General features: G+C 64.8%; 19 protein-coding genes. 7 read left to right on the forward strand and 12 right to left on the reverse strand.

Annotated features, from left to right (window positions below; translation table 11 throughout):
- The first annotated feature begins 97 nt into the window (after nt 1–97).
- The 4 genes from ABE960_RS04800 to ABE960_RS04815 all read left to right on the forward strand — a co-directional run bounded on the left by ABE960_RS04800 (nt 98) and on the right by ABE960_RS04815 (nt 4,159).
- Entirely contained in the window at nt 98–784 is a 687-nt protein-coding gene (locus tag ABE960_RS04800; protein ID WP_349761101.1) for an SDR family oxidoreductase, read from the forward strand.
- 42 nt (nt 785–826) lie between these two features.
- Nucleotides 827–1,315 carry a peroxiredoxin gene (locus ABE960_RS04805; protein ID WP_349761102.1) on the forward strand — a complete coding sequence of 163 codons (489 nt, stop codon included), beginning with the start codon at nt 827–829 and terminating at the stop codon, nt 1,313–1,315.
- A 127-nt stretch (nt 1,316–1,442) separates the two neighbouring features.
- Nucleotides 1,443–2,477, forward strand: a complete 1,035-nt coding sequence (locus ABE960_RS04810; RefSeq protein ID WP_349761103.1) for a patatin-like phospholipase family protein — start codon at nt 1,443–1,445, stop codon at nt 2,475–2,477.
- Between the two features lie 269 nt (nt 2,478–2,746).
- Entirely contained in the window at nt 2,747–4,159 is a 1,413-nt protein-coding gene (locus tag ABE960_RS04815; protein ID WP_349761104.1) for a PhoH family protein, read from the forward strand.
- 117 nt (nt 4,160–4,276) lie between these two features.
- Here the strand turns inward: ABE960_RS04815 and ABE960_RS04820 are convergent, their stop codons facing one another.
- From ABE960_RS04820 to ABE960_RS04850, 7 genes are all read right to left on the reverse strand, one after another.
- A complete protein-coding gene (locus tag ABE960_RS04820; protein WP_349761105.1) occupies nt 4,277–5,626 on the reverse strand; it encodes a sensor domain-containing diguanylate cyclase in 1,350 nt (449 codons plus the stop codon).
- Between the two features lie 173 nt (nt 5,627–5,799).
- Entirely contained in the window at nt 5,800–6,753 is a 954-nt protein-coding gene (locus ABE960_RS04825) for a prenyltransferase (protein ID WP_349761106.1), read from the reverse strand.
- 27 nt (nt 6,754–6,780) lie between these two features.
- A complete protein-coding gene (locus tag ABE960_RS04830) occupies nt 6,781–7,449 on the reverse strand; it encodes an alpha/beta hydrolase (protein WP_349761107.1) in 669 nt (222 codons plus the stop codon).
- 78 nt (nt 7,450–7,527) lie between these two features.
- Entirely contained in the window at nt 7,528–9,297 is a 1,770-nt protein-coding gene (locus ABE960_RS04835) for an SLC13 family permease (RefSeq protein ID WP_349761108.1), read from the reverse strand.
- 189 nt (nt 9,298–9,486) lie between these two features.
- Nucleotides 9,487–9,693 (reverse strand): cold-shock protein, encoded by a 207-nt coding sequence (locus tag ABE960_RS04840; RefSeq protein ID WP_106230015.1) that lies wholly within the window; start codon nt 9,691–9,693, stop codon nt 9,487–9,489.
- Between the two features lie 275 nt (nt 9,694–9,968).
- The gene (locus ABE960_RS04845; protein WP_349761109.1) at nt 9,969–11,645 is read right to left on the reverse strand and encodes a GMC family oxidoreductase; all 1,677 of its coding nucleotides are present in this window, start codon (nt 11,643–11,645) and stop codon (nt 9,969–9,971) included.
- A 113-nt stretch (nt 11,646–11,758) separates the two neighbouring features.
- Nucleotides 11,759–13,270 carry a CoA-acylating methylmalonate-semialdehyde dehydrogenase gene (locus ABE960_RS04850; protein WP_349761110.1) on the reverse strand — a complete coding sequence of 504 codons (1,512 nt, stop codon included), beginning with the start codon at nt 13,268–13,270 and terminating at the stop codon, nt 11,759–11,761.
- Nucleotides 13,271–13,438: 168 nt separating this feature from the next.
- Between ABE960_RS04850 and ABE960_RS04855 the strand changes: the two genes are divergently transcribed.
- The 3 genes from ABE960_RS04855 to ABE960_RS04865 all read left to right on the forward strand — a co-directional run bounded on the left by ABE960_RS04855 (nt 13,439) and on the right by ABE960_RS04865 (nt 16,921).
- A complete protein-coding gene (locus ABE960_RS04855; RefSeq protein ID WP_349761111.1) occupies nt 13,439–14,359 on the forward strand; it encodes a LysR family transcriptional regulator in 921 nt (306 codons plus the stop codon).
- 15 nt (nt 14,360–14,374) lie between these two features.
- Nucleotides 14,375–15,157, forward strand: a complete 783-nt coding sequence (locus ABE960_RS04860) for a TSUP family transporter (RefSeq protein ID WP_349761112.1) — start codon at nt 14,375–14,377, stop codon at nt 15,155–15,157.
- A gap of 129 nt (nt 15,158–15,286) precedes the next feature.
- Nucleotides 15,287–16,921 carry an FMN-binding glutamate synthase family protein gene (locus tag ABE960_RS04865; protein ID WP_349761113.1) on the forward strand — a complete coding sequence of 545 codons (1,635 nt, stop codon included), beginning with the start codon at nt 15,287–15,289 and terminating at the stop codon, nt 16,919–16,921.
- Nucleotides 16,922–17,108: 187 nt separating this feature from the next.
- On the opposite strand, the gene ABE960_RS04870 is transcribed toward ABE960_RS04865, so the two are convergent.
- From ABE960_RS04870 to ABE960_RS04890, 5 genes are all read right to left on the reverse strand, one after another.
- Nucleotides 17,109–17,897: an ABC transporter permease gene (locus tag ABE960_RS04870; RefSeq protein ID WP_432765346.1), complete on the reverse strand. Its 789-nt coding sequence runs from the start codon at nt 17,895–17,897 to the stop codon at nt 17,109–17,111.
- Between the two features lie 31 nt (nt 17,898–17,928).
- Entirely contained in the window at nt 17,929–18,816 is an 888-nt protein-coding gene (locus ABE960_RS04875) for an ABC transporter permease (protein WP_349761115.1), read from the reverse strand.
- A complete protein-coding gene (locus ABE960_RS04880) occupies nt 18,809–19,990 on the reverse strand; it encodes an ABC transporter ATP-binding protein (RefSeq protein WP_349761116.1) in 1,182 nt (393 codons plus the stop codon). The genes ABE960_RS04875 and ABE960_RS04880 overlap by 8 nt, the downstream gene beginning before the upstream one ends.
- A complete protein-coding gene (locus ABE960_RS04885; RefSeq protein ID WP_349761117.1) occupies nt 19,987–21,102 on the reverse strand; it encodes an extracellular solute-binding protein in 1,116 nt (371 codons plus the stop codon). The genes ABE960_RS04880 and ABE960_RS04885 overlap by 4 nt, the downstream gene beginning before the upstream one ends.
- A 176-nt stretch (nt 21,103–21,278) precedes the next feature.
- Complete coding sequence (locus tag ABE960_RS04890; RefSeq protein ID WP_349761118.1) at nt 21,279–21,845, reverse strand: NnrU family protein; 567 nt, start codon at nt 21,843–21,845, stop codon at nt 21,279–21,281.
- Between the last annotated feature and the right edge of the window lie 186 nt (nt 21,846–22,031).

Genomic DNA, 22,031 nt, shown 5'->3' on the forward strand with positions numbered 1-22,031 from the left:
ACCCGGCGGTGGTGTTGCGTTGAGCACCAGGATTGCGCCCATGTCTCGGACTGGGCCATGCTGAAAAACCGACGGGTCAATGGCACAGGAGAGGACGATGCAGCATCGTGTATTACTGATTACCGGTGCGTCGAGCGGCATCGGGGCGGCGACGGCCCGTGCCGCCGCGCGGGAAAGCTACAAGCTGGTATTGGCCGCCCGTTCCCGGGAAAGGCTCGTCGCCCTGGCCGAGGAGCTGGGGCCGGAGAATGTCCTCGCCATCGACTGTGATGTTACCTCCATGGATGACCAGCAGAACATGGTCGAGCGGGCACTGGAGCGCTTCGGGCGCATCGATGCGGTATTCGCCAACGCGGGACGAGGCGGCTCGCCGGGCGGCTTCAGCGGTGCCGACCACGAGGCCTGGCGCGAGATGATCCTGACCAACATCTATGGGGTGGGCCTGACCCTGCAGGCGACCCTGCCGGCACTGCGTCACAGTCGCGGACAGGTGCTGCTCACGGGGTCGGCTGCAGGCAGGGCCACCATTCCCGGTTCCATGTACGGCGCCACCAAGTGGGCGGTGACCGGCATCGGCTACAACCTGCGCGAGGAATTGCGCGGCAGTGGCATCCGGGTGACCCTGATCGAACCCGGCATGGTCGATACTCCCTTCTTCGATGAGCCACCGGAGTACGCCCTGGAGGACCGAGATATTGCCAACGCGGTGACCTATGCCCTGGGTCAACCGGCCCACGTGGATGTCAACGAGATACTGATCCGTCCCACGCCTCCGGTGGAATGAACCACCGCCCTTCCCTTGCATGCCAACCACAGGATCACGCCCATGACACTCTCGATCGGTGATGCCCTTCCCGACATCACCCTCAAGACCAACGGCCCGGACGGCCCCCGGGACCTTTCCACCGGCGAATTCTTCGCCGACCGATGCGTGGTGCTGTTCGCAGTGCCGGGCGCCTTCACGCCCAGCTGTTCCGAGACCCACGTGCCCGGCTTCGTCGTCCGGGCCGATGACATCCAGGCCAGGGGAGTCGATGCCATCGCCTGCCTCTCGGTCAACGATGCCTTCGTGATGGGAGCCTGGCAGAAGGACCAGAATGCCGGTGAGATCACCATGTTCGCCGACGGCAACGCCGATTTCACCCGTGCCATCGGCATGGACAAGGACGCCAGCGCCGGCGGAATGGGCATCCGCAGCCACCGCTATGCATTGATCGCCGTCGACGGCGTGGTCAAGTATCTCGGGGTCGATACCGAGAAGGGAGTGGTGGACAAGAGCAGCGCCGAGGCCATCCTCGAGAACTTGGCCGGTTGACGCTTACTCGATGAAAAGGACGATCCAGGCCTGATGGTGACTGGCCGCTCCACGCCAGCGCCGGTATGCTGAGGTTGATGCAATGCAGCAGCGGCGGCAGGCCGGCCCACCGGCCAATGGAGCGGACATGAGTGAAAGAATACCGATTGACCTGGCCCTTCAGGGAGGGGGTGCTCATGGCGCCTTCACCTGGGGCGTGATGGACCGCCTGCTCGAAGACGAGCGCATCGAGATCGAGGGCATCAGCGGCACCAGCGCGGGGGCCATGAACGGCGTCGTGATGGCGGATGCCCTGACCCGCGGCGATGAATCTACCGCTCGGCAGGCGCTGCGCGACTTCTGGCGAGCGGTGAGCCGGGCGGGCATGGCGAGTCCCGTTCGTCGCACTCCGCTGGACGTGCTGAACCACAACTGGAGCCTCGACCACTCCCCGGGCTACATCGCCCTGGACCTGATGAGTCGACTGGTCTCGCCCTACCAATTCAATCCCTTCAACATCAATCCGCTGCGGGACATTGTCGCCGAACGGGTCGACTTCGCGCGGGTCCGTGCTTGCGAGAACCTCAAGCTATTCGTGACCGCCACCAACGTGCGAAGCGGCAAGCAGCGGATCTTCTCCCGGGAAGAGATGAGCCTCGATGCGGTGATGGCCTCGGCCTGCCTGCCCACCGTCTTCCAGGCGGTGGAGATCGACGGCGAGGCCTACTGGGATGGCGGCTACATGGGCAACCCCTCGCTCTCGCCGCTGCTGCATGAGTGCAGTGCCGATGACATCCTGCTGGTGCAGATCACCCCCATGTATCGCCAGGAACTACCGACCAGCGCCGCGGATATCCTGAACCGCCTCAACGAGATCACCTTCAATTCTGCCCTGATCAAGGAGGTGCGGACGATCGTGATGCTCCAGAAGCTGCTCGGTGAACACGATATCGAGCTCGGCGGCTACCAGGATGCCAGGCTGCACCACCTCAGCGGCGACGAGCCCCTGTCGCACCTCTCCGCCTCCAGCAAGCTCAATTCCGAATGGGCCTTTCTATGCCACCTGCATGACCTGGGACGCGCGACCACCGAGACCTGGCTGGCCGAGCACTTCGAGGCGCTGGGCAAGCACTCTACCCTGGACGTGGAACGCATCTTCCAGGAGGTCGAGGAGACTCGCTGAGACAGCGTTGACGGGGCTTGATTTTATTGCTTTGCAGCATTGACGAACAGCATCCATGCTCAAGTCAGGCTGGCGTGCCAGCCGAGCGGCATCCGGTTAGCACAGAAAGAAACGGCACAGAAAGAAACGGATAGCACAGCAAGACAAAAGACAGGCAGAGAGGAGGTGACACGACGTTTCGAGAGGGACGACAACGCTAGCGCCCTTGTCACCTCCCTGACATCGAGCGCGGGCTGTGTCGACACAATGACACAAGGAGAACTGCGCCGATGGTACGCATCGACAAGAAGGCCACCCGGCTCTACGTGCTGGACACCAATGTCCTGATCCACGACCCTGCCGCCCTCTACCAGTTCGACGAGCACGAGGTGGTCATTCCCATGACCGTGCTCGAGGAGCTCGACAAGCACAAGAACGGCGTTCGCGAGATCGCCCGAACCGCCCGCCAAGTCAGCCGCACCCTGTCAGACCTTACCGCCAACGTCGACATCGACCAGATCCGCGACGGCATTCCCATTCCCCGCCTGACCGGCCCCGAGGGTCGTCTGCGCCTGCTCTGCTACAACGACCTGAAACCGCTGGACCCGCTGGAGGACAGCCCCGACAACCGGCTGCTCGCCGAGACCTGTCGGCTGCGCGCAGAGCGCCCGGACGCCTCGGTGATCCTGGTCACCAAGGACATCAACCTGCGAGTAAAGGCGGCGGCCCTGGAGGTGCCGGTCGAGGACTATCTCACCGACCGCGCCTTCGACGACAGCGATGCCATGACCGACGGGGTCAAGATCTATCCCGATGCCGGCCATGATGGCAGCGGGCTCTGGGGCAACCTCCCGGTGGACGTCAAGGTCGAGCGTCAGGATCACAAGGTCGTCTATCGCCTCGCCGGCGAGATTCCCCGTGAATGGCACCTGGGCATGCTGGTCTCCGACAGCGACGACGGTGCCAGCTTCGAGGCCATCCTGCGCGAGGTGGGCCCACAGCACGCCAACCTGGAACTGCTGACCAACTACCGCCATGGGAGCAGCATCTGGGGCGTTCACGCCCACGACAGCCGTCAGAATTTCACCCTCAACCTGCTGATGGACGAGGATATCGACCTGGTCACCATTGCCGGCAGTGCCGGCACGGGCAAGACCTTCATGACCCTTGCCGCGGCCTTCCAGCAGACCCTGGACAGCAAGCGCTTCGAGCGCATCGTCTTCACCCGGGCACCGATCACCATGAGCGAGGATATCGGCTTCCTGCCCGGCACAGAGGAGGAGAAGATGTCGCCCTGGATGGGCGCCTTCCATGACAACATGGACAACCTGCTGCGCGACGAACACGACGGAAGCAGCACCTGGAACCAGGACGCCACCCGCCAACTGCTGGGTTCACGGGTGCAGATCCGAGCCCCCGGCTTCATGCGCGGGCGCACCCTCAACGATACCTTCCTGATCATCGACGAGGCCCAGAACTTCACCCCCAAGCAGCTGAAGTCGCTGATCACCCGAGCCGGCCGCAACACCAAGATCGTCTGCCTAGGCAACGTCGGCCAGATCGACACCCCCTACCTGACCGCCAATACCTGCGGCATGGCAGCAGTGGTCCAGAATTTCCGCGACTGGCCTCATGCAGGCCACGTCACCCTCAAGAGCGTCGAGCGCTCGCGCCTGGCCCTGGCCGGCGAGGAACTCCTCTAGGACGCAGAAAGGGCCGGCGCCTCTCGGCCCCGGCCCTTCTTGCCTTCCCGTCACGGCGGCCTGTCAGGCACCGCGGCTGACCGCCTTCTCGATCAGCGAATCACTCTCGCTACCGACTCAATGCTCATGCGGCGCATGGACCCCCGGATAGTCTGGCGCCAGGGCAAGGCGGTTGCGGCCTGCATCCTTTGCCTGATAGAGCGCCCGGTCGGCCTGGGAGAGCGCGAGGTCGAGGCTTCCCTCTGGTGTAATCACCGACAGACCCAGGCTCACCGTCAGGCTCAGGGTATCGCCCTTGTAATCCAGATCGATCGCCTCCACCGCTTCGCGCAGACGCTCCAGCACGCCCAAGGCCTCTTCCGGAGAAGTGTCCACCAGCAGGACGGCGAACTCCTCGCCGCCAATACGGGCGAAGAGGTCATAGGGGCGCAGGCAGTTACGACAGGTCATGGCGAACACCTGCAGGGCCAGGTCGCCGGCAGCATGGCCATGGGTATCGTTGAGAACCTTGAAATGGTCGATATCGAGCATCGCCAGGGGCACCGTTCGTTGCTGGCGTGTGGCAAGAGCTCGCACACCCTCGGCATAGTCGAAGAAGGCCCGTCGATTGAGCACCCCGGTGAGCATGTCGGTGCTGACCAGACGCCGGGTGCGCTGCTCTTCCCGCTTGCGAGCAGTGATGTCCAGCAGCAGTCCGTCCCACAAGGTGAGGCCATCGTGGCGTCGTTGAGGTGTCGCCCTTCCCTCGATCCAGCGGACGCCGTCTGGCGTATCGAGGCGGAAGTCCAGCTCCCAGATGTCCAGGCTAATGGCCGACTGGGCCATCGAGGTGTTCAGGACTTCCCGATCCTTGGTGTGGACCCGCGTCAACAGCGCATTGGCGTTGTCCATCACGGTCCGCGGCGAGAGGCCGGCGAGTGCCTGAAGCCCGTCGCTCAGATAGAGAAAGTCGAAATCTCCCCGGGCCGACTGGCAAAGCTGGAAGACCACCCCAGGCAGTTGCGCGAGGGTCCCCTGGAGGCGCTCCAGAAAGGCGTGGTCTTGCAGGGCGCACTGGTGCAGTTCAGTGATGTCGTGCAGGGTCACCAGCAGCTTCAGCTTCTCGCCCGAAAGGGTCTCCAGCGGCTGGAAGACAGCGTCCTGATGGATCAACTGCCCATCAGCCCGGCGACACAGCAGCAGGCCTCGCCAAGGCGCACGACCCGCCACGCTTTGGGCCAGGGCATGGCTGATGTCGCCGTGCAGGGGGTCCATGTCAAGGCAGGTGATTCGGCGGCCGACCAGCGCACCGGGAGGATGGCCACTGAAGCTCTCGAAGCCGGGATTGACACTCAGGACGATGCCGTCGGCATCGATGAGCATGGCCACGCCTGGAAAGCAGTCCAGCAAGGTTCTTGCCAGCGGTGTCTGCTCCCGCCAGGCTGATCGCCATTGTCGCCAAGTGTCACAGATTCGTGTCATGCCCATCCCCTGGGATTCTCACGAAGGCTTCCGAAGGACACTCCTGCCCCTCCTGAATGTATCAGCTTAGCTCAGCATGACCGATGAGACATGCACGCAGCCATCTGATCGTCACAACGATCAAGTGACGTGTTCAGGTTTCACGGCCCCATGGCATCGAGGCGATGCTCGTCGAGGCATCAGGCGGCAAGCCAGAGCCCCAGGTTGAGCAGCGCCAGGCTGCCCAGCAGCAGCGCGACGTTGAGCCCCAGCAACGGCAGCAGCAGCGTCATCTCGCCGGCATCCACGTCGCTGGGCAGGCGCCAGAGGCGTTTGATCAGTCGCAGTGCTGCGGGCGCGGCCAGCCACATCAGCCAGGTCTCGGCGGGAAGCCAGCCACCCCACCAGGCCAGCGGGACGACCAGAAAGGCGCTGAGCACCAGGACGGCCACCAGGCGAGACGCACGCCGGGCGCCCAGCATGATGGCAAGATGATAACGACCTGCCAGGCGATCGGGCTCGATATCCGGCAGCTGGTTGGCCAGCAGCAAGGCGCTGACCATGAGGGTAGGCACCATCGAGACGGCCAGCGCCGTGGAGGAGAAACCTCCGGTGAGAGCCTGATTGGCTCCGACCACCATCAGGGTCCCGAAGCCCACTCCCGGTGCCATCAGGCACAACCAGGGACGACGGGTCAGCCAGCCGGTGTAGGCCACCACCAGCGCCATGCCGAGCAGACCATAAAGCAGCATCACGGGGCCGGCGCGCCACAGGCACCAGACACCGATCATCACCACCCCGGCGAGGCAGGCGACCGCCGCGCGCCACACCGCCCCGGCCGCCTCGGGATGCTCGGGAAGCGAGCCACTGCCGCCGGAGAAGGGGGTGCGGTAGGTGGTGGCATCCAGGCCGCTGGCGAAGTCGTGATGCTCGTTGAACAGGTTCACCGCGGCGTGGGCCAGCAGGGCGGCGACCAGCACCAGCAGGGCCGAGAGCCCCCCAGGGTCATGACCATCGAGCCAGGCGCTGGTCAGCGCCAGACCCGCGCAGAGGGGCGCCAGCACCAGGAAATTCGGACGTGCACTTCGCCAGCAGGCGCGCAGCATGACAGCCGTTGGGGCGTCAGGCGTCATGTTGGCATCACGGTCGGGCATCGACGGTCGGGCATCGGTGAGGGCTGCTCAATGGGCGAGTCGCTCGGCGAGCCAGCGACCGATGTCAACGATCTGCTGCGGGCAGAGCGCGTGGGCCATGGGATAGCGGCGATAGTGCGCCGGATAACCCAGCGACAGGACGCGATCGAAGCCGGCCTTGCCCAGCGACTCGGGGACCACCGGATCGAAGCTGCCGTGGTGGACCTCGATGGGCAGCTCACGATTGGCCTCGGCCAGCATGATGCTGTCGCTGGTGGCGAAGTAGGTGGACAGCGCCAGCAGCCCGCCCAGCGGGACATCGAAGGAGAGCGCCGCCTGGTAGGCCACCGCGCCCCCCTGGGAGAAGCCCGCCAGGATGATCCGGCGACTGTCGATGCCATGCTCGATCTGGTCCCGGACCATGGCCTGGATGCGCTCGGCGGAGGCAAGCAGCTGGGGCTCATCGATCTGACGATCGAGGCTCATCTCCTTGATGTCGTACCAGGCAGGCATGGTCATGCCACCATTGATCGTCACCGGGAGACGGGGCGCATGGGGCAGGATGAAGCGAACCGCGGCATCGTCAGGCAGGGGCAGCGCCGGTATCAGCGGCTCGAAGTCCTGGCCGTCGGCCCCCAGGCCATGCAGGATGAAAACGCAGGCGTCCGCCGCCTTGCCGTTTCTCGGCTCGATCATCAGTTCGCCGGGGTGGTTCATGCAATCGCCTCCAGGGCCGGTAATGTGCTCGGTCGAAGGACGAACCCTACCGCAAACGCCGGCCCGCGGCGAGCACCCTCAGAAGGGCCAGAACTGCGGGATCAAGGTGAGGGCCACTCCAGCGGTCAGCAGGTTCAGGAGCCCGCCGAGGCGCAGGAAGTCGGTAAAGCGGTAGCCTCCGGGGCCGAAGACCATCAGATTGGTCTGGTAGCCGATGGGCGTCAGGAAGCTGGCCGAAGCGGCGAACATCACGACGACCACATACGGCATGGGGCTCACGCCGAGGTTTTCGGCACTGGCCATGACCACCGGAAAGGAGATCACCGCGGCGGCGTTGTTGGTCACCAGGGAGGTCAGCAAGGTCACCACCACATAGACCGCGCCAAGCAACAGCCAGGGGTTGCCGTCTGCCAGCCCCAGAGCAACGTCGGCCAGGGTGGCCGCCGCCCCCGAGCTTTCCAGCGCCGCGCCGAGGCCAAAGGAAGCGGCGATGGTCAGCAACACCTGGGTGTCCAGCCCTCGCTTGGCCGCCCCCACGGTGCAGCAGCCGGTGGCCAGTGCCAGGGCCGCACCCAGCATGGCGGCATTCATCATGCTCATCGCCCCCAGGGTGGCCAGCAAGACCACGCCGGCCAGGATGCTCCAGGCCAGCCAGGCCTTCTCGTGGACCGGGCGAGCGGACCCGTTGACCTTGCTGATCAGCAGGAAGTCGCGCGACTGGCGATGACGCTCGATGAAGGGTGGGCGCGCCTCCAGCAGCAGCACGTCGGCGGGCTGCAGGCGGATCTGGCCGAGGTTACCCGCGACCCGCTCACCGCCGCGGCAGACCGCCAGCACGGCGGCACCATAAAGGGTACGGAAGTGGCCATCACGGATGCGACGGCCGATGAACTGGCACTGGTCGGACACCACCGCCTCCACCAGGCGGCGCTCCTTGAAGTCCTTCTCGAGACTCGAGGCCCCCTGGCGGGTCGGGACGAGCCCGCGGATCTGCTGCAGCTCCACCGCTCCCTCACTGGTGCCGGCGAACACCAGCCGATCGCCGCCCTTCAGTTGCTCACCGGGCCCCACCACGCTGACGACGTTACCATCCCGTTCGATCTCGACCAGGAACAGCGCCTGCAGGTGACGAAGGCCGGCTTCCTCGACCGACCGGTCCACCAGCGGACCATCGGGATCCACCTCCATCTCGATGGTGAACTCGCGGGGATTCTCGAAGACCGCCTCCGCCCCTCGCCGCGCCGGCAGCAGACGCGGTCCAAGCAGGACCAGGTAGGCCAGGCCTGCCAGGGCCACCGGCACGCCCACCCAGGCGATGTCGAAAAGCCCCATGGCCAGGGAAGGGTCACGATCGATCAGCAGGCCATGGACGACCAGGTTGGTGCTGGTGCCGAACAGGGTGATGGTGCCGCCGAGGATCGAGGCGAAGCTGAGCGGCATCAGCAGGCGATGGGCCGGCACGGCCACGCGCCGGCTCCAGCTCAGCACGGCCGGGATGAAGGTCGCCACGACCGGGGTGTTGTTGAGCAGGCCACTGAGCGAGGCCACCGGCAGCAGCAGGCGCAGCAGCGCCCGGCCCTCGCTGCGGGGGCGTCCCAGCACATGGCGGATGATCAGGTCGATGCCGCCGGTCTCTCGGATGCTGGCCACCAGCACGTACATGAAGGCCACGGTAAACAGGCCAGTGCTCGAGAAGCCCGCCAGCGCCTGGGCCGGCTCGATCACGCCGAGAGTGAGCAGCAGGATCACCGCGCCAAGCAGCACGATGTCGGGCCCGATGCGCGAGAAGGCCATCAACGGAAAGACAGCGATGACGATAGCAAGGGAGAGCCAGGCATCCAGCGGCATGGGGACAGATCCGATCACGAAGAGACAGGACCCATTGTGACCGCCGCGACTTATTCTAAAAAGTTATTTTTAGAAATCTAGAAATATTTTTTTGGAATAAAAAACAGTAGTGCGCACCAATGAAAAAGGCCCGCATTTGCGGGCCCTTCTCGACTGCCGTCAGGCAGTCACATCAAGGTCGGTCGACGTTCAGTCGATGACCTGGATGTTGGAAGCCTGGAGGCCTTTCTTGCCCTGGGTGACGTCGAAGGAAACCTTCTGACCGTCTTGCAGGGACTTGAAGCCTTCAGCCTTGATCTCGGAGAAGTGAGCGAACAGGTCGTCACCGTTGTCGTCCGGAGAAATGAAGCCGAAGCCCTTGGTGTCGTTGAACCACTTGACAGTACCGGTAGCCATTATCGAATTCCTCGAATAGCGTTTGATTGTGCCGGGAAATACCCGAATTGCAGTGGGTAAAACAAGAAACTTGCACCGGGAAATCGACGCTATGAGCTTTCGATGACCACTTGCGATGTTCCACTTGCTAACCAACTGCGAGCATCTTGCGCCCCCCGGGGGGGGACGTCAAACCTTATTTTGATCGGAAGAGCCAACATGGCACCTCGCCTGGCAACGCGAAGCCTCTGTTGACACCCCGGACTCCCCGGACACCCACCCAGGGCGTGATGGGGTCATCGTGAGGCAAGGATCCAGCCCGCGGCCTTCTCGGCGATCATCAGCGTCGGTGAGTTGGTGTTGCCGCTGGTGATGGTCGGCATGATGCTGGCATCGACGACCCTCAGCCCCTTGACGCCTCTCACCCGAAGATGGGAGTCGACGACCGCCATGGGGTCATCGTCTCGGCCCATCTTCGCGGTGCCCACCGGGTGGAAGATGGTAGTGCCGATGTCACCGGCCAGCCGCGTCAGATCCTCGTTGCTCTCGTACTCCAGTCCCGGCTTGAACTCCTCCGGCGAATATTTCGCGAAGGCGGGCTGCCCGGCAATGCGTCGCGTGACCCTCAGCGAGTCAGCGGCGACCTGCCGGTCCTCCGGGGTGCTCAGATAGTGGGGAGCAATCGCGGGCGCCTGGCGGGGGTCGGCGCTCTTGATGCGCACCGTGCCACGACTGGTCGGGTTGAGGTTGCACACGCTGGCGGTGATCGCCGGGAAGTCGTGGAGTGGCTGCCCGAAGGCCTCAAGGCTCAGCGGCTGAACGTGGTACTCGATGTTGGGATATGGCTGATCGTCGGAACTGCGAGTGAAGGCACAAAGCTGGGAGGGCGCCATGCTCATGGGCCCGGAGCGCTTGAAGACATACTCCAGGCCGATCTTTGCCTTCCCCACCAACGAGTTGGCCATGGTATTGAGGGTCTTGGCCCCCTTCACCTTGTAGACGGAGCGGATCTGCAAGTGGTCCTGCAGGTTCTCACCCACGCCGGGCAACTCGGCCACCAGCGGGATGCCGTTCTCGGCCAGCAGATCCGCAGGGCCGATCCCCGAGAGTTGCAGCAGCTGTGGTGAGCCGATGGCACCGGCCGAGAGAATGACCTCGCGGCTGGCCGTCGCCACGACACTCTCACCTTCACGCTCGACCTTCACGCCGCTGCAGAGCGGCTCGCCGCCCTCGTCTTTCTCGCCTGTTCGTTCCATCTTGAGCCCCAGCACCTGGGTGGAGTGCCAAAGGGTCAGGTTTTCACGTGTTTCGGCCCCGCGCAGGAAGGCCTTGGACGTGTTCCAGCGCCAGCCCGAACGCTGGTTGACCTCGAAGTAGTCGACGCCCTCATTGTCACCGCGGTTGAAGTCGCGGGTTCGTGGGATGCCAGCCTCCACGGCGGCAGTGGCAAAGTCGTCGAGTACTTGCCAGCTAAGACGCTGCTTCTCGACGCGCCATTCACCACCGTGACCGTGATAGTCACGATGAGCGGCATCGGCGTCGCCACCATCATCCAGGCGATGGTGATCCTCATGCTTCATGAAGTCGGCCAGGCAGTTATCCCAGCGCCAGGCGTCGTCGCCGGTCAACTCGGCCCAGCCGTCGTAGTCACGGGCCTGGCCTCGCAGGTACAGCATGCCGTTGATGCTGGAGCAGCCGCCGAGTGTCTTGCCACGCGGATAGATCAAGGAACGACCGTTCAGCCCCTTGTCGGGCTCGGTGCGGAAGCGCCAGTCGGTGCGCGGATTGTCGATGCAGTAGAGGTAACCCACCGGAATGTGGATCCAGTGGTAGTTGTCGCGGCCACCAGCCTCGATCAGCAGCACCCGGTTGGTCGGGTCGGCGCTGAGGCGATTGGCGAGCAGGCAGCCGGCGGTTCCGGCGCCGACCACGATATAATCGAAGGCTTGCTTGTCGTTGGATTGTTCAGCCATGGCATGCACTCGCTCGGCATGCCGGGCCTGCCGTCACCTGGATGACGGTATGCGGTCAGCTGGCGGACACCAGCTGACCGGCTGGCATGCCTGTCGGTGGTTGGAGGGAGATGTTACTTGGCCGTCGGCATCACGAACTCGGCACCGGCATCTATGGAGTCGGACCAGCGCTGCATGATCGACTTCTGCTTGGTATAGAAGCGGACGCCTTCCTCGCCGTAGGCATGGGTGTCACCGAACATCGAGCGCTTCCAGCCGCCGAAGCCGTGCCAGGCCATGGGGACCGGGATCGGCACGTTGATCCCCACCATGCCCACCTGGATGCGTCGACCGAACTCGCGCGCCACGCTGCCGCTCTCGGTGAAGCAGCTCACGCCGTTACCGAATTCGTGGTCGTTGATCAGCTGGATGGCGGTGGCGATGTCGGGCACCCGCACGCAGACCAGTACCGGACCGAAGATCTCCTCCTTGTAGATGGTCATCTCGGGCGTGACGTGGTCGAACAGGCTGCCGCCCATCCAGAAGCCCTCGGCACAGCCCTCGCCGGTCACGGAGGCATCGAAGTCGCGGCCATCGACCACCAGCTCGGCGCCCTCGGCCACACCCTTGTCGATGTAACCGGTAATCCGCTGGTGGGCCTGGGCAGTGACGATGGGGCCCATCTCGGCATCGAGTTCCATGCCGTTCTTGACCTTGAGCGCCTTCGCTTGCTCGGCCAGGCGCGGCACGAGCTGATCGGCCACGTCACCCACCAGCACCGCCACGCTGATCGCCATGCAGCGCTCGCCGGCACTGCCGTAGGCCGCGCCGATCAGGGCATCGACGGCCTTGTCGAGGTTGGCATCAGGCATCACCACCATGTGGTTCTTGGCACCGCCCAGGGCCTGGACGCGCTTGCCGTTACGGGCGCCACGCTCGTAGATCAGGTTGGCGATAGGTGTGGAGCCGACGAACGAGAGGGCCCTGACGTCAGGATGGTCGATCAACGCCTCCACCGACGCCTTGTCGCCCTGCACCACGTTGAAAACGCCATCCGGCAGCCCGGCCCGCTTGAGCAGGTCGGCAATCAGCAGAGAAGCGCCGGGATCCAGAGGGCTCGGCTTGAGAACGAAGGTATTGCCGGCGGCGATGGCGATGGGGAACATCCACATCGGCACCATGACTGGGAAGTTGAACGGGGTGATACCCGCCACCACGCCCAGCGGCTGGCGCATCGTCCAGTTGTCTATGCCGGTGCTGACCTGTTCGGTGTAGTCGCCCTTGAGCAGCTGCGGGATGCCGCAGGCGAACTCGACGATGTCGATGCCGCGGGCCACCTCGCCCTGGGCATCGGTGAACACCTTGCCATGCTCGCGGGTAATCGCCTCGGCCAGCTCGTCCTTGTGAGCGTTGAGCAATTCCAGGAACTTGAACATCACCCGGGCGCGACGGATCGGCGGGGTATCGGCCCAGGCCGGGAAGGCGGTCTTGGCGACGGCCACGGCCGCGTCCACATCGGCGTGGGAAGCCAGTGACACTCGGCCCGTCACCTGCCCGGTGGCCGGGTTGAAGACATCCTGGGCCTGGCCGGACTCGCCGGCAGACATTTGTCCATTGATATAATGCTGGATGTTGTGGGTGCTCATGGGAGCCTCATTGTCGTCGTTATTAAGGATATAAGGGCTCATCACCACTGCATAGCAGGAGGGGGTCCATGAAGGTCACGATGCGCCCTGCCGTCACGAGGATCAATTGAGTTATTCAAAACCTAATTATAAATTAAGCTGATATCACTTCATGCCGAGGAGGCCACCATGCAGGACATTCAGACCCTGCGTGCCTTCGTCACCGTGGCACGGGAAGGCAGTGTCTCTCGCGCCGCCGAGCGTCTGCACCTGACCCAGCCGGCGGTCAGCCTCAAGCTCAAGCTATTCCAGGAAAGCCTGGGTCTCACGCTGTTCCAGCGACGCCCAAGGGGGCTGTCGCTCACAGAAGATGGCCAGGCCCTGGTACCCGCCGCCGAGAAGGCGCTCGCGGCCATGGCCGCCTTCGAGCAGAACGCCCGCGCCCTGCACAGCACCCTGCGTGGCCGGCTGAAGATCGGCACCATCGTCGACCCCGAGTTCATTCGCCTGGGGGCCTTCCTGCACCGTCTGGTGGAGCGGGCGCCGCAACTCGAGACGGAACTGCACCACGGCATGAGCGGCAGCGTGCTGGAGTGGGTGCGCCGGGGCGACCTGGACGTGGGGTTCTTCCTGGCGACGCCCGGCGAAGGCCCCCAGGCGCCGGAGGTCGCCCACTGTGAGCTCACCCTCTTTCACTACTACGTGATCGCCCCGGCCGGCTGGGATAAACGTCTGGCCGGGGCAGACTGGGCCGCCCTGGCCACCCTGCCATGGATCACCACGCCACCCAACTCGGTGCATCACCGCCTGCTCCATGGCCTGCTCGACCCGCTGGGGGTGGCCCCGAAGGGCGTGGCCCAGGTGGACCAGGAAGCCTGTATGCTCGACCTGGTGCGCGCCGGCATCGGTCTCAGCCTGGCCCGTGACGCCCTGGCCATGGCAGAGCGCCAGGAACGCGGCCTGACGGTCGCCGAGAATATGCGCCTGCCCTGCGCGCTGAGCTTCATCTGGCGACGCGACAGAGGCGAGGAGGCGGTGATCGCCGAGGCCCTGGAGGTGCTTGCCCGGGTCTGGGGACGCTGCCGGGATGACCAAACGATAAACGAATAAGGAAGAGGAAGAGCAATGACAGGGCTCGAGTCCTGGGAGTACGCCCTGATCGGGCTGATCTTCGTGTGGAGCGGCTTCGTCAGGACCAGCCTCGGCTTCGGCGGGGCCGTGCTTTCGCTGCCCTTTCTGCTGCTGGTGCTCGACGAGCCGCTGGTCTTCCTGCCGATCATCGCGGTGCACCTGATGATCTTCTCCAGCTGGATCGCCTGGCGCGGCCACCGGCAACTGGTGATCGCCAACGACGGCCAGGCCCCGGCCTCCAGCAACATCGACTGGGGCTACCTGCGCCAGGCGATGAAGATCATGATCATTCCCAAGTTGATCGGGGTCGTCGGCCTGCTCACCTTGCCCGGCCAGGTCCTGACCAACATCATCTTCGTGATCGTGATGGTCTACGCGGTCGGCTACGTGCTCGACAAGCCCTTCCGCAACCACAACCGCGTCGTCGATGCGGTGCTGCTGGTGCTGGGCGGCTATGTCAGCGGGACCTCCCTGATCGGCGCGCCGCTGATCGTTGCGGTCTTCGCCGCCCGCGTTGCCACCCAACAGCTGCGAGACACCCTCTTCGTGCTGTGGTTCATCCTGGTGCTGATCAAGATGGTGTCGTTCTTGATCGCGGGGGTCGATCTGCAGCTCATCCACCACCTTTGGCTGCTACCCTGCGCACTGATCGGTCACCTGCTGGGCGAGCGTGCCCATCGGCACATGCTCGCCAGTCAGACGAACCTCTATTTCAGGGTGCTTGGCAGCGTACTCATCCTGGTCAGCGTGGTGGGGCTTGTCGGCTCGGGGTTCTGAGCGTCGCAGAATTCATCGGTATGCCAGTACGGACCCTAGAGGCTAGCCGGTACCGCGACTGCCGGGCGAATTGACAGTCACCTGGCGCGGCCGCGCAATGGCGTTACCAACCTTCATCAGGAGCGCGACATGCCCCCTCTCCCCCTGCGTTACGGCGCCTTCGTGATCAGTCTGCTGGGCCTCGCCGTCAGCCTCATCGGCGTCCTGGAAGACCCCGGCTGGTGGTGGGGCGTGCTGGGTTTCGGCCTGCTCGTCGTCCTGGGCAGCCATGACATCCTCCAGCGCAAGCGCACGGTGAGCCGCAACTACCCGATCCTCGCCCACCTGCGCTACAACCTCGAATCCTTCGGTCCCGAGATCCGCCAGTACATCATCCAGTCCGATAGCGAGGCCATCCCCTTCTCTCGGGAGCAGCGCCGGCTGGTCTACCAGCGCGCCAAGGATCTCAGCGACAAGCGCCCCTTCGGTTCGCTCTGCGACATGCGAGCCACAGGCTACGAGTGGATGAGCCCGTCACTGGCACCGGCCCGCATCGACGACCCGGACTTTCGCATCACCATCGGTGCCGCGCGCACCAGGCCCTATCGAGCCAGCGTGTTCAACATCTCGGCGATGAGCTTCGGGGCGCTCTCGGGAAACGCCATCAGCGCCCTTAACCAGGGCGCGCGGCTGGGCGGCTTCTACCATGACACCGGGGAAGGCGCGATCTCCCCCTACCACCGGCTCGGCGGGGATCTGGTCTGGGAGATCGGCTCCGGCTATTTCGGCTGCCGTGACGAACAGGGCCGGTTCGACCCCGAGCGCTTTCGAGAGCAGGCCACCCAGGACGCGGTAAAGATGGTCGAGATCAAGCTCAGCCAGGGCGCCAAGCCGGGCCACGGCGGCATCCTGCCGGCCACCAAGGTCACTGCCGAGATCGCCTCGACCCGCGGCGTCCCCATGGGCCAGGAGGTGGTCTCCCCCGCCGCTCATTCGGCCTTCTCCACGCCCCGCGAACTGATCCACTTCATCCGACGGCTGCGCGAACTAGCCGGGGACAAGCCGGTGGGCATCAAGCTGGCGATAGGGCATCCCTGGGAATGGTTCGCCCTGGTCAAGGCAATGCTGGACGAAGGGGAGCACCCGGACTTCGTGGTGGTCGACGGAGGTGAAGGCGGCACGGGCGCCGCCCCGCTTGAGCTCATCAACCGCCTGGGCATGCCGCTGACCGAGGCCCTGCTGCTGGTGCACAACACCCTGGTGGGGGCCGGGCTGCGCGAGCGGGTATCCATCGGCGCCGCCGGCAAGGTGATCAGCGCCTTCGATATCACTCGCGTCCTGGCACTCGGCGCCGACTGGTGCAACGCCGCCCGGGGCTACATGTTTGCCCTGGGCTGTATCCAGGCCCAGACCTGCCACACCGACCGCTGCCCGAGCGGCGTGGCGACCCAGGACCCGTTGCGCGGCAGCCGCCTGGACGTCGACCACAAGTCACGCCGGGTGCAGCGCTTCCACGCCAATACTCTCTCGGCGCTGGCCGAGATGCTGGCAGCCGCCGGCCTCTCCCACCCGCAGGAGCTAGGCCCCGAGCACGTGATGCATCGGCTCTCCGCCCATGAGGTGAAGAGCTTCGACGAGCTCTATGACATCCTCGCCCCGGACACGCTGCTGCAGGGCGGCGCATCCCGCCATGACGTGTTCCGTGACTACTGGGACCTCGCCGATCCAGACCGCTTCGACCCGCCCGAGTCCATGGCCCAGCGGCGTCAAAGCAAGCTGATCTAGCGGCCCTGAGAGGATGCCCCCACCACCTCGGCGGCGACCATGAAACCGCCGGTCAGCAGGATCGCCCAGAAGAGCCTACGCTGGCTATCTTGCCCGGTGTGATGGTCTTTGTGATGCGAGTGGTGGTGATGGTCGTGAGACATGGGCCCTCACTCTCGGTCGGGGCCAGCATAACGCAGGAAGCGTGCTAGACGCCCTTGACCGTGCGCGCCGCTTCGCGGCGGCGCTTGATCTCGTAGGCCACGGCCAGCAGCACGGTGACGAGTATCAGGATCAGGCCCAGGGCATTGACCGCCGGCGTGAGGCCGGTGCGCACCTTGGAGGCGATGTAGACGGTCAGGGTGGTGTCGTAGCCCACCACGAACAGCGAGGTGTTGTAGTTCTCGAAGGACTGCAGGAAGGCGATCACCGCCGCCGAAAGGATCGCCGGCTTGAGATAGGGCAACAGGATGCGCCGAAACATCTGCCACTGGCTGGCACCCAGGTCCAGCGCAGCGAGCTCCATGGTCCGGTCGAAGCGCTGCAGACGCGCCGTGACCATCAGCATCACGTAGGCGGCGATGAAGGTGGCCTGGCCGAGCACGGTGAGGAAGATGCCCCCGCCGACCCCCAACTGTCGCCAGAAGATCAGCGTCGAGATGCCGATGATCACCCCCGGGGTGAGCAGCGGCGAAAGGATCAGTGCATAGAGAAACGGCTTGGCACGGCTCGAGACAGTATTGAGGAACAGCGCCGTGGCAATGCCGATGGGTACCGCCAGCAACAGCACGCCGACGGCGACGATGGCGCTATTGGTCAGCGCCTGCCACATGCCGCCGTCGGCGGCGAGCTCGCCGAACCACTTGAGGGTGGTGCCATCCCAGGGCGTCACGGTGGGAAAGCGGCTGTCGTTGAAGGTGGCCGCGGCCATGATCACCAGCGGCAGGAAGAGGTAGATGAAGAACACCACCACATAGAAGCGCAGGCCCAGGGCCATCAGTCGCTGCGAGCTCACACCCTGCTCCCCGTCATTTCGCGATGTCTCCCAGACCCACCTTGAAGAATTTCATGATCAGCGACATGAAGCCGATGCACAGCACCAGCAGCAGGAAGGCATAGGCCGCCCCCTGGTTCCAGTTGCCGCCCTCGAAGAACCAGTTGTAGATGATCTGGGTGAACCAGCGACTGCCCGGCGAGCCGAGCAGCGCCGGTACCGCATAGCTGCCCGCCGCCAGCATGAAGGTCATGATGCAGCCGGTGGCGATCCCCGGCTTGGCGTGGGGAATGACGATGCGGCGATGGGTACGGATGGTGCCCGCCCCGAGATCCCGGGCGGCCCGCACCTGGTTGTCATCCAGGCTCTCGATGGCGTTGTAGACGGGAAAGACCATGAACAGGATGTAGGCATAGACCATGCCCACCATGACCCCGGCGTCGCCGCTGAGGAAGCGGATCGGCCGGTCGATCAGCCCCAGCATCATCAGCACCTCGTTCAGGGGCCCGCGGAAGGCGAGAATGATGAACCAGGAGTAGGTACGCAGGATCTCGTTGATCCAGAAGGGGATGATCAGCAGCAGGATGCAAAGTGCCGCCTGTCGCGGAGTGGCCTCCTTGGCCAGATACCAGGCCAGCGGGTAGCTCACCGCCAGGGTCAGCAGGGTCACCAGCACGCTGGACCACAGCGTCTTGAAGAAGATCGCCCGATGGATATCGTTGGCGGCCAGGGTGGCATAGTTGGCCAGCGTCCAGCCATCCTCCGGCCCCCCCTGCTGGGCCGGCAGCAGGTTGGGGCGCAGCGAGTAGTCGATCATCTGCAGCTGCGGGAGGGTCACCATGACGATCAGCCAGATGCCCAGCAGGCCGAGGATCGCCATGGCCAGGGGGCTGCCGAAACGCGACCGCAGCTGACTAAACATTCCGGGCCTCCATCACCTCGCCGGTCGCCTCGTCGACCCGAGGGCTGCCATCGTCAGGCAGCACCACCGCATCCTCGGGATCATAGCCGAAGGTCATGCGACGACCGGCGACCAGGGCGTCCACATACTGCCGGGATAGCTCATGGCCCAGCTGGGCCCTGAGCATCTCGCCGGAGGCATCGAGCCTGGCCTCCACCATGACCCAGGCGCCCTCGAAGTGCACCGCCTCGAGCGTGGCCGCGAAGGTCGGGCCGTCGGCCTCGTCGTCGACCGGCCGCAGGTGCTCGGGGCGGATGTAGAGCGCGGCCCGGTCACCGTTGTCCAGGCGGGTCGAGGCCGCGGCACGGCCGGCCAGTTCACCCAGCAGCCCGCCGTCAAGGCGTACCTGTTCGCCCTGGCGCTCGATCAGCGTCGTCTCCAGCCGGTTGTTCTCGCCCACGAAGGCCGCCACGAAGCCGGTGGCCGGCGAACGGTAGAGGGTCATGGGGTCGGCCACCTGCTGGATGCGCCCCGCCGACATCACCGCCACCCGATCGGACATGGTCAGCGCCTCGCCCTGGTCATGGGTGATATAGATGAAAGTGATGCCGGTCTTGCGCTGGATCGCCTTGAGCTCGGCGCGCATGTGCTGGCGAAGCTTGAGATCCAGCGCCGAGAGTGGTTCATCGAGCAGCAGCACCCGCGGCTCCACGGCCAGCGCCCGGGCGATGGCCACCCGCTGCTTCTGGCCGCCGGAGAGCTCGGTGACCATCTTCGGCCCGCTGCCCTCCAGCGCCACCAGCGCCAGCAGCCGCTCGGAGGCCTCGCGGCGCGCCTGCTTGTCGACTCCGCGCACCTCGAGACCGAACTCGATGTTCTCGAACACCGTCATCAGCGGGAAGAGCGCCAGGTTCTGGAAGATCATCGCCGTGGGACGGCGGTTCACCGGCACCCCGCCCATGGCCTCGCCGCCGATCTGCACCCGCCCCTCGCTTGGGGTCAGGAAGCCGCTGATCATGTTGAGTAGAGTGGTCTTTCCGCAGCCCGAGGGGCCGAGGAAGCTGAAGAACTCCCCCGACCCGATCTCGAGCGACGTCTTCTCGATGGCAGTGAAGTCGCCGAAGCGCATCACCACCTCCTCCAGGCGGACGCTGCCGTCCATGGTCACCTCGGATGTGGATTCATTCGACATCATGCCGAGAGGTAACGGTCCTGGTATTCGTTGCGCAGCGCCACATACCAAGGCTCCTGGATCGGCCACCACCAGAGATTGGCCAGGTCTTCCTCAGTGTAGGACTCGGTGAAGAAGTTGCGCGTCGCCTCCGGCAGCAGCGCGGTGGCCCCCTTGGCGGTGGAATTGTAGCCGGTGGCCTCGACGAACATGGCCCCGGCCTCGGGGGTGTAGTACCAGTTGATCAACTCGTAGACGGCGTCAGGATTCTGGGCGTTGCGGGGGATCACGAAGCCCTCCATCCAGGCGAGTGCCCCCTCCTTCGGCGCGCCGTAGGCGATATCCTCACCCTCCTGCTGCAGGCGGAAGGCGGTGGAATCCCAGGTCTGGCCGATGATCGCGCCGTTGGTGCGAAAGGCCGCCTGAGCCTCGTTCTCGGTGTTCCAGAACTGCGCCAGCATGGACTTGTGCTTGACCGCCTCCTCGAGGATGACCTCGAAGTTGGCGCGCATCGCCTCCTCGTTCTTGTAGGAATCGAGCAGCGGGAACGGCAACCGGCCTTCACGCTCCAGCCATAGGCCGATGCCGACCAGCGCCGAATGGCCGCGCACCGTGACGCCCTGGCCGTGCTCGGGATTCCACAGGTCGGCATAGCTGAGGTTGGCGCGATCGACATCGGCGAAGCGGCGGTGCCAGGTGATCGCCTCGGTGCCCCAGTCGCTGGGCGCGAAATAGCGCTTGCCGTCCACCACGCCGCCGGTCTCGGAACCCTCGATGGCGCTTTCCAGGGCGCCGCTCCAGTTGATACGCGACTGGTCCAGCGGCTGCACCAGGTTGTAGTCGAGATAGCCGGGGACGCGGTCCACGGTGGGCATGATCACGTCGAAGCCGCTGCCGTCGCTGGCCCGCAGCGAGTTCATCAGCTCGTCGTTGGTGCCATAGGGGGTGAAGGTGGCCTTGATCCCGGTCTTCTCGGTGAAGTCCGCAAGCATCCGGTCACTGAAGTAGCCCGCCCAGGCATAGATGCGCAGCGTCTGCTCCTGCGCCAGTACCGTGTTGATGTAGAAGGATGGCACGCTGGCAGCGGCCCCGGCGGCCAGGCTGCCTTTGAGGAAACGGCGACGTGTGATCGACATGACGAGCTCTCCATGGTGGGTAGGGCGTACTCCGTTATCGCGCGACGATGTGACGACGGCATGACCCCTGGATGACGATTCAGTGGCGACTCAATCAGCGTAGCACCATATAGGAAAAGGCCCAGCCGAAGGCTCAGGGTGCCTTGCGCCCCGTTTCCGTCGTGACGTGGCCGGGATCACATCACCGGCACCCCGGTGACCCACGCATGCAGATGAAAGGCGAAGAGGTAGTAGACCGCCAGGCCGATCACCACGGTCGAAACGGTGCCGGCCATGCTCGGCTTGGCGACCAAAGGACGGGGACGACGACGGGCCGCGCGGAAGTCGAACACGGCCCACAGCAGGAAGGCCCCGAAGAACACGATGTCGCCCAGCCGACCGTTGGCCAGCAGGTGGGCGAAGGCCCAGAGCTTCACGGCCAGGATCATCGGATGGCCCAGCTTCGCCTTGATATGGTTGCTGGGCATATAGGCCGCCACCAGCAGCACGAAGGCGGGGATCATCAGCAGCGATACGGCATGGCGCAGGCCCACCGGAGGCTGCCAGACCCACACCGGATCCAGGCGCATCTGGCCATAGCCCCAGATCGCCAGGGTCAGGCCGATGATCGAGACCACCGAATAGGCCGCCTTCCAGGGCATCTCGCCTCTACGCTGTATCTGGGCGGTACGCCAGTCGTCGGCCAGGATGCGCACCGAGTGCACACCGAGAAAGATCAACAGGCCGATTATCATCACGGTCATGGGCAAGCCTCTTAGCCACAGGGGTAGGGGAAGTTCATCGTTCCCATAGCCTATCGGGTCGGCGTGGTTGCCGCGAGCGGCCTCGACGTGAGATTTCCCGGCCCCATCGAGCACCCCTCCCACGGGTGAGGCAACGGACCCTCTGCGTCACCTGTCTGAACGGGTTAAGTCAATTTCCCGTGAAAA

The organism is Halomonas aquatica (assembly GCF_040196335.1).
GTDB classification, from domain to species: domain Bacteria; phylum Pseudomonadota; class Gammaproteobacteria; order Pseudomonadales; family Halomonadaceae; genus Halomonas; species Halomonas aquatica.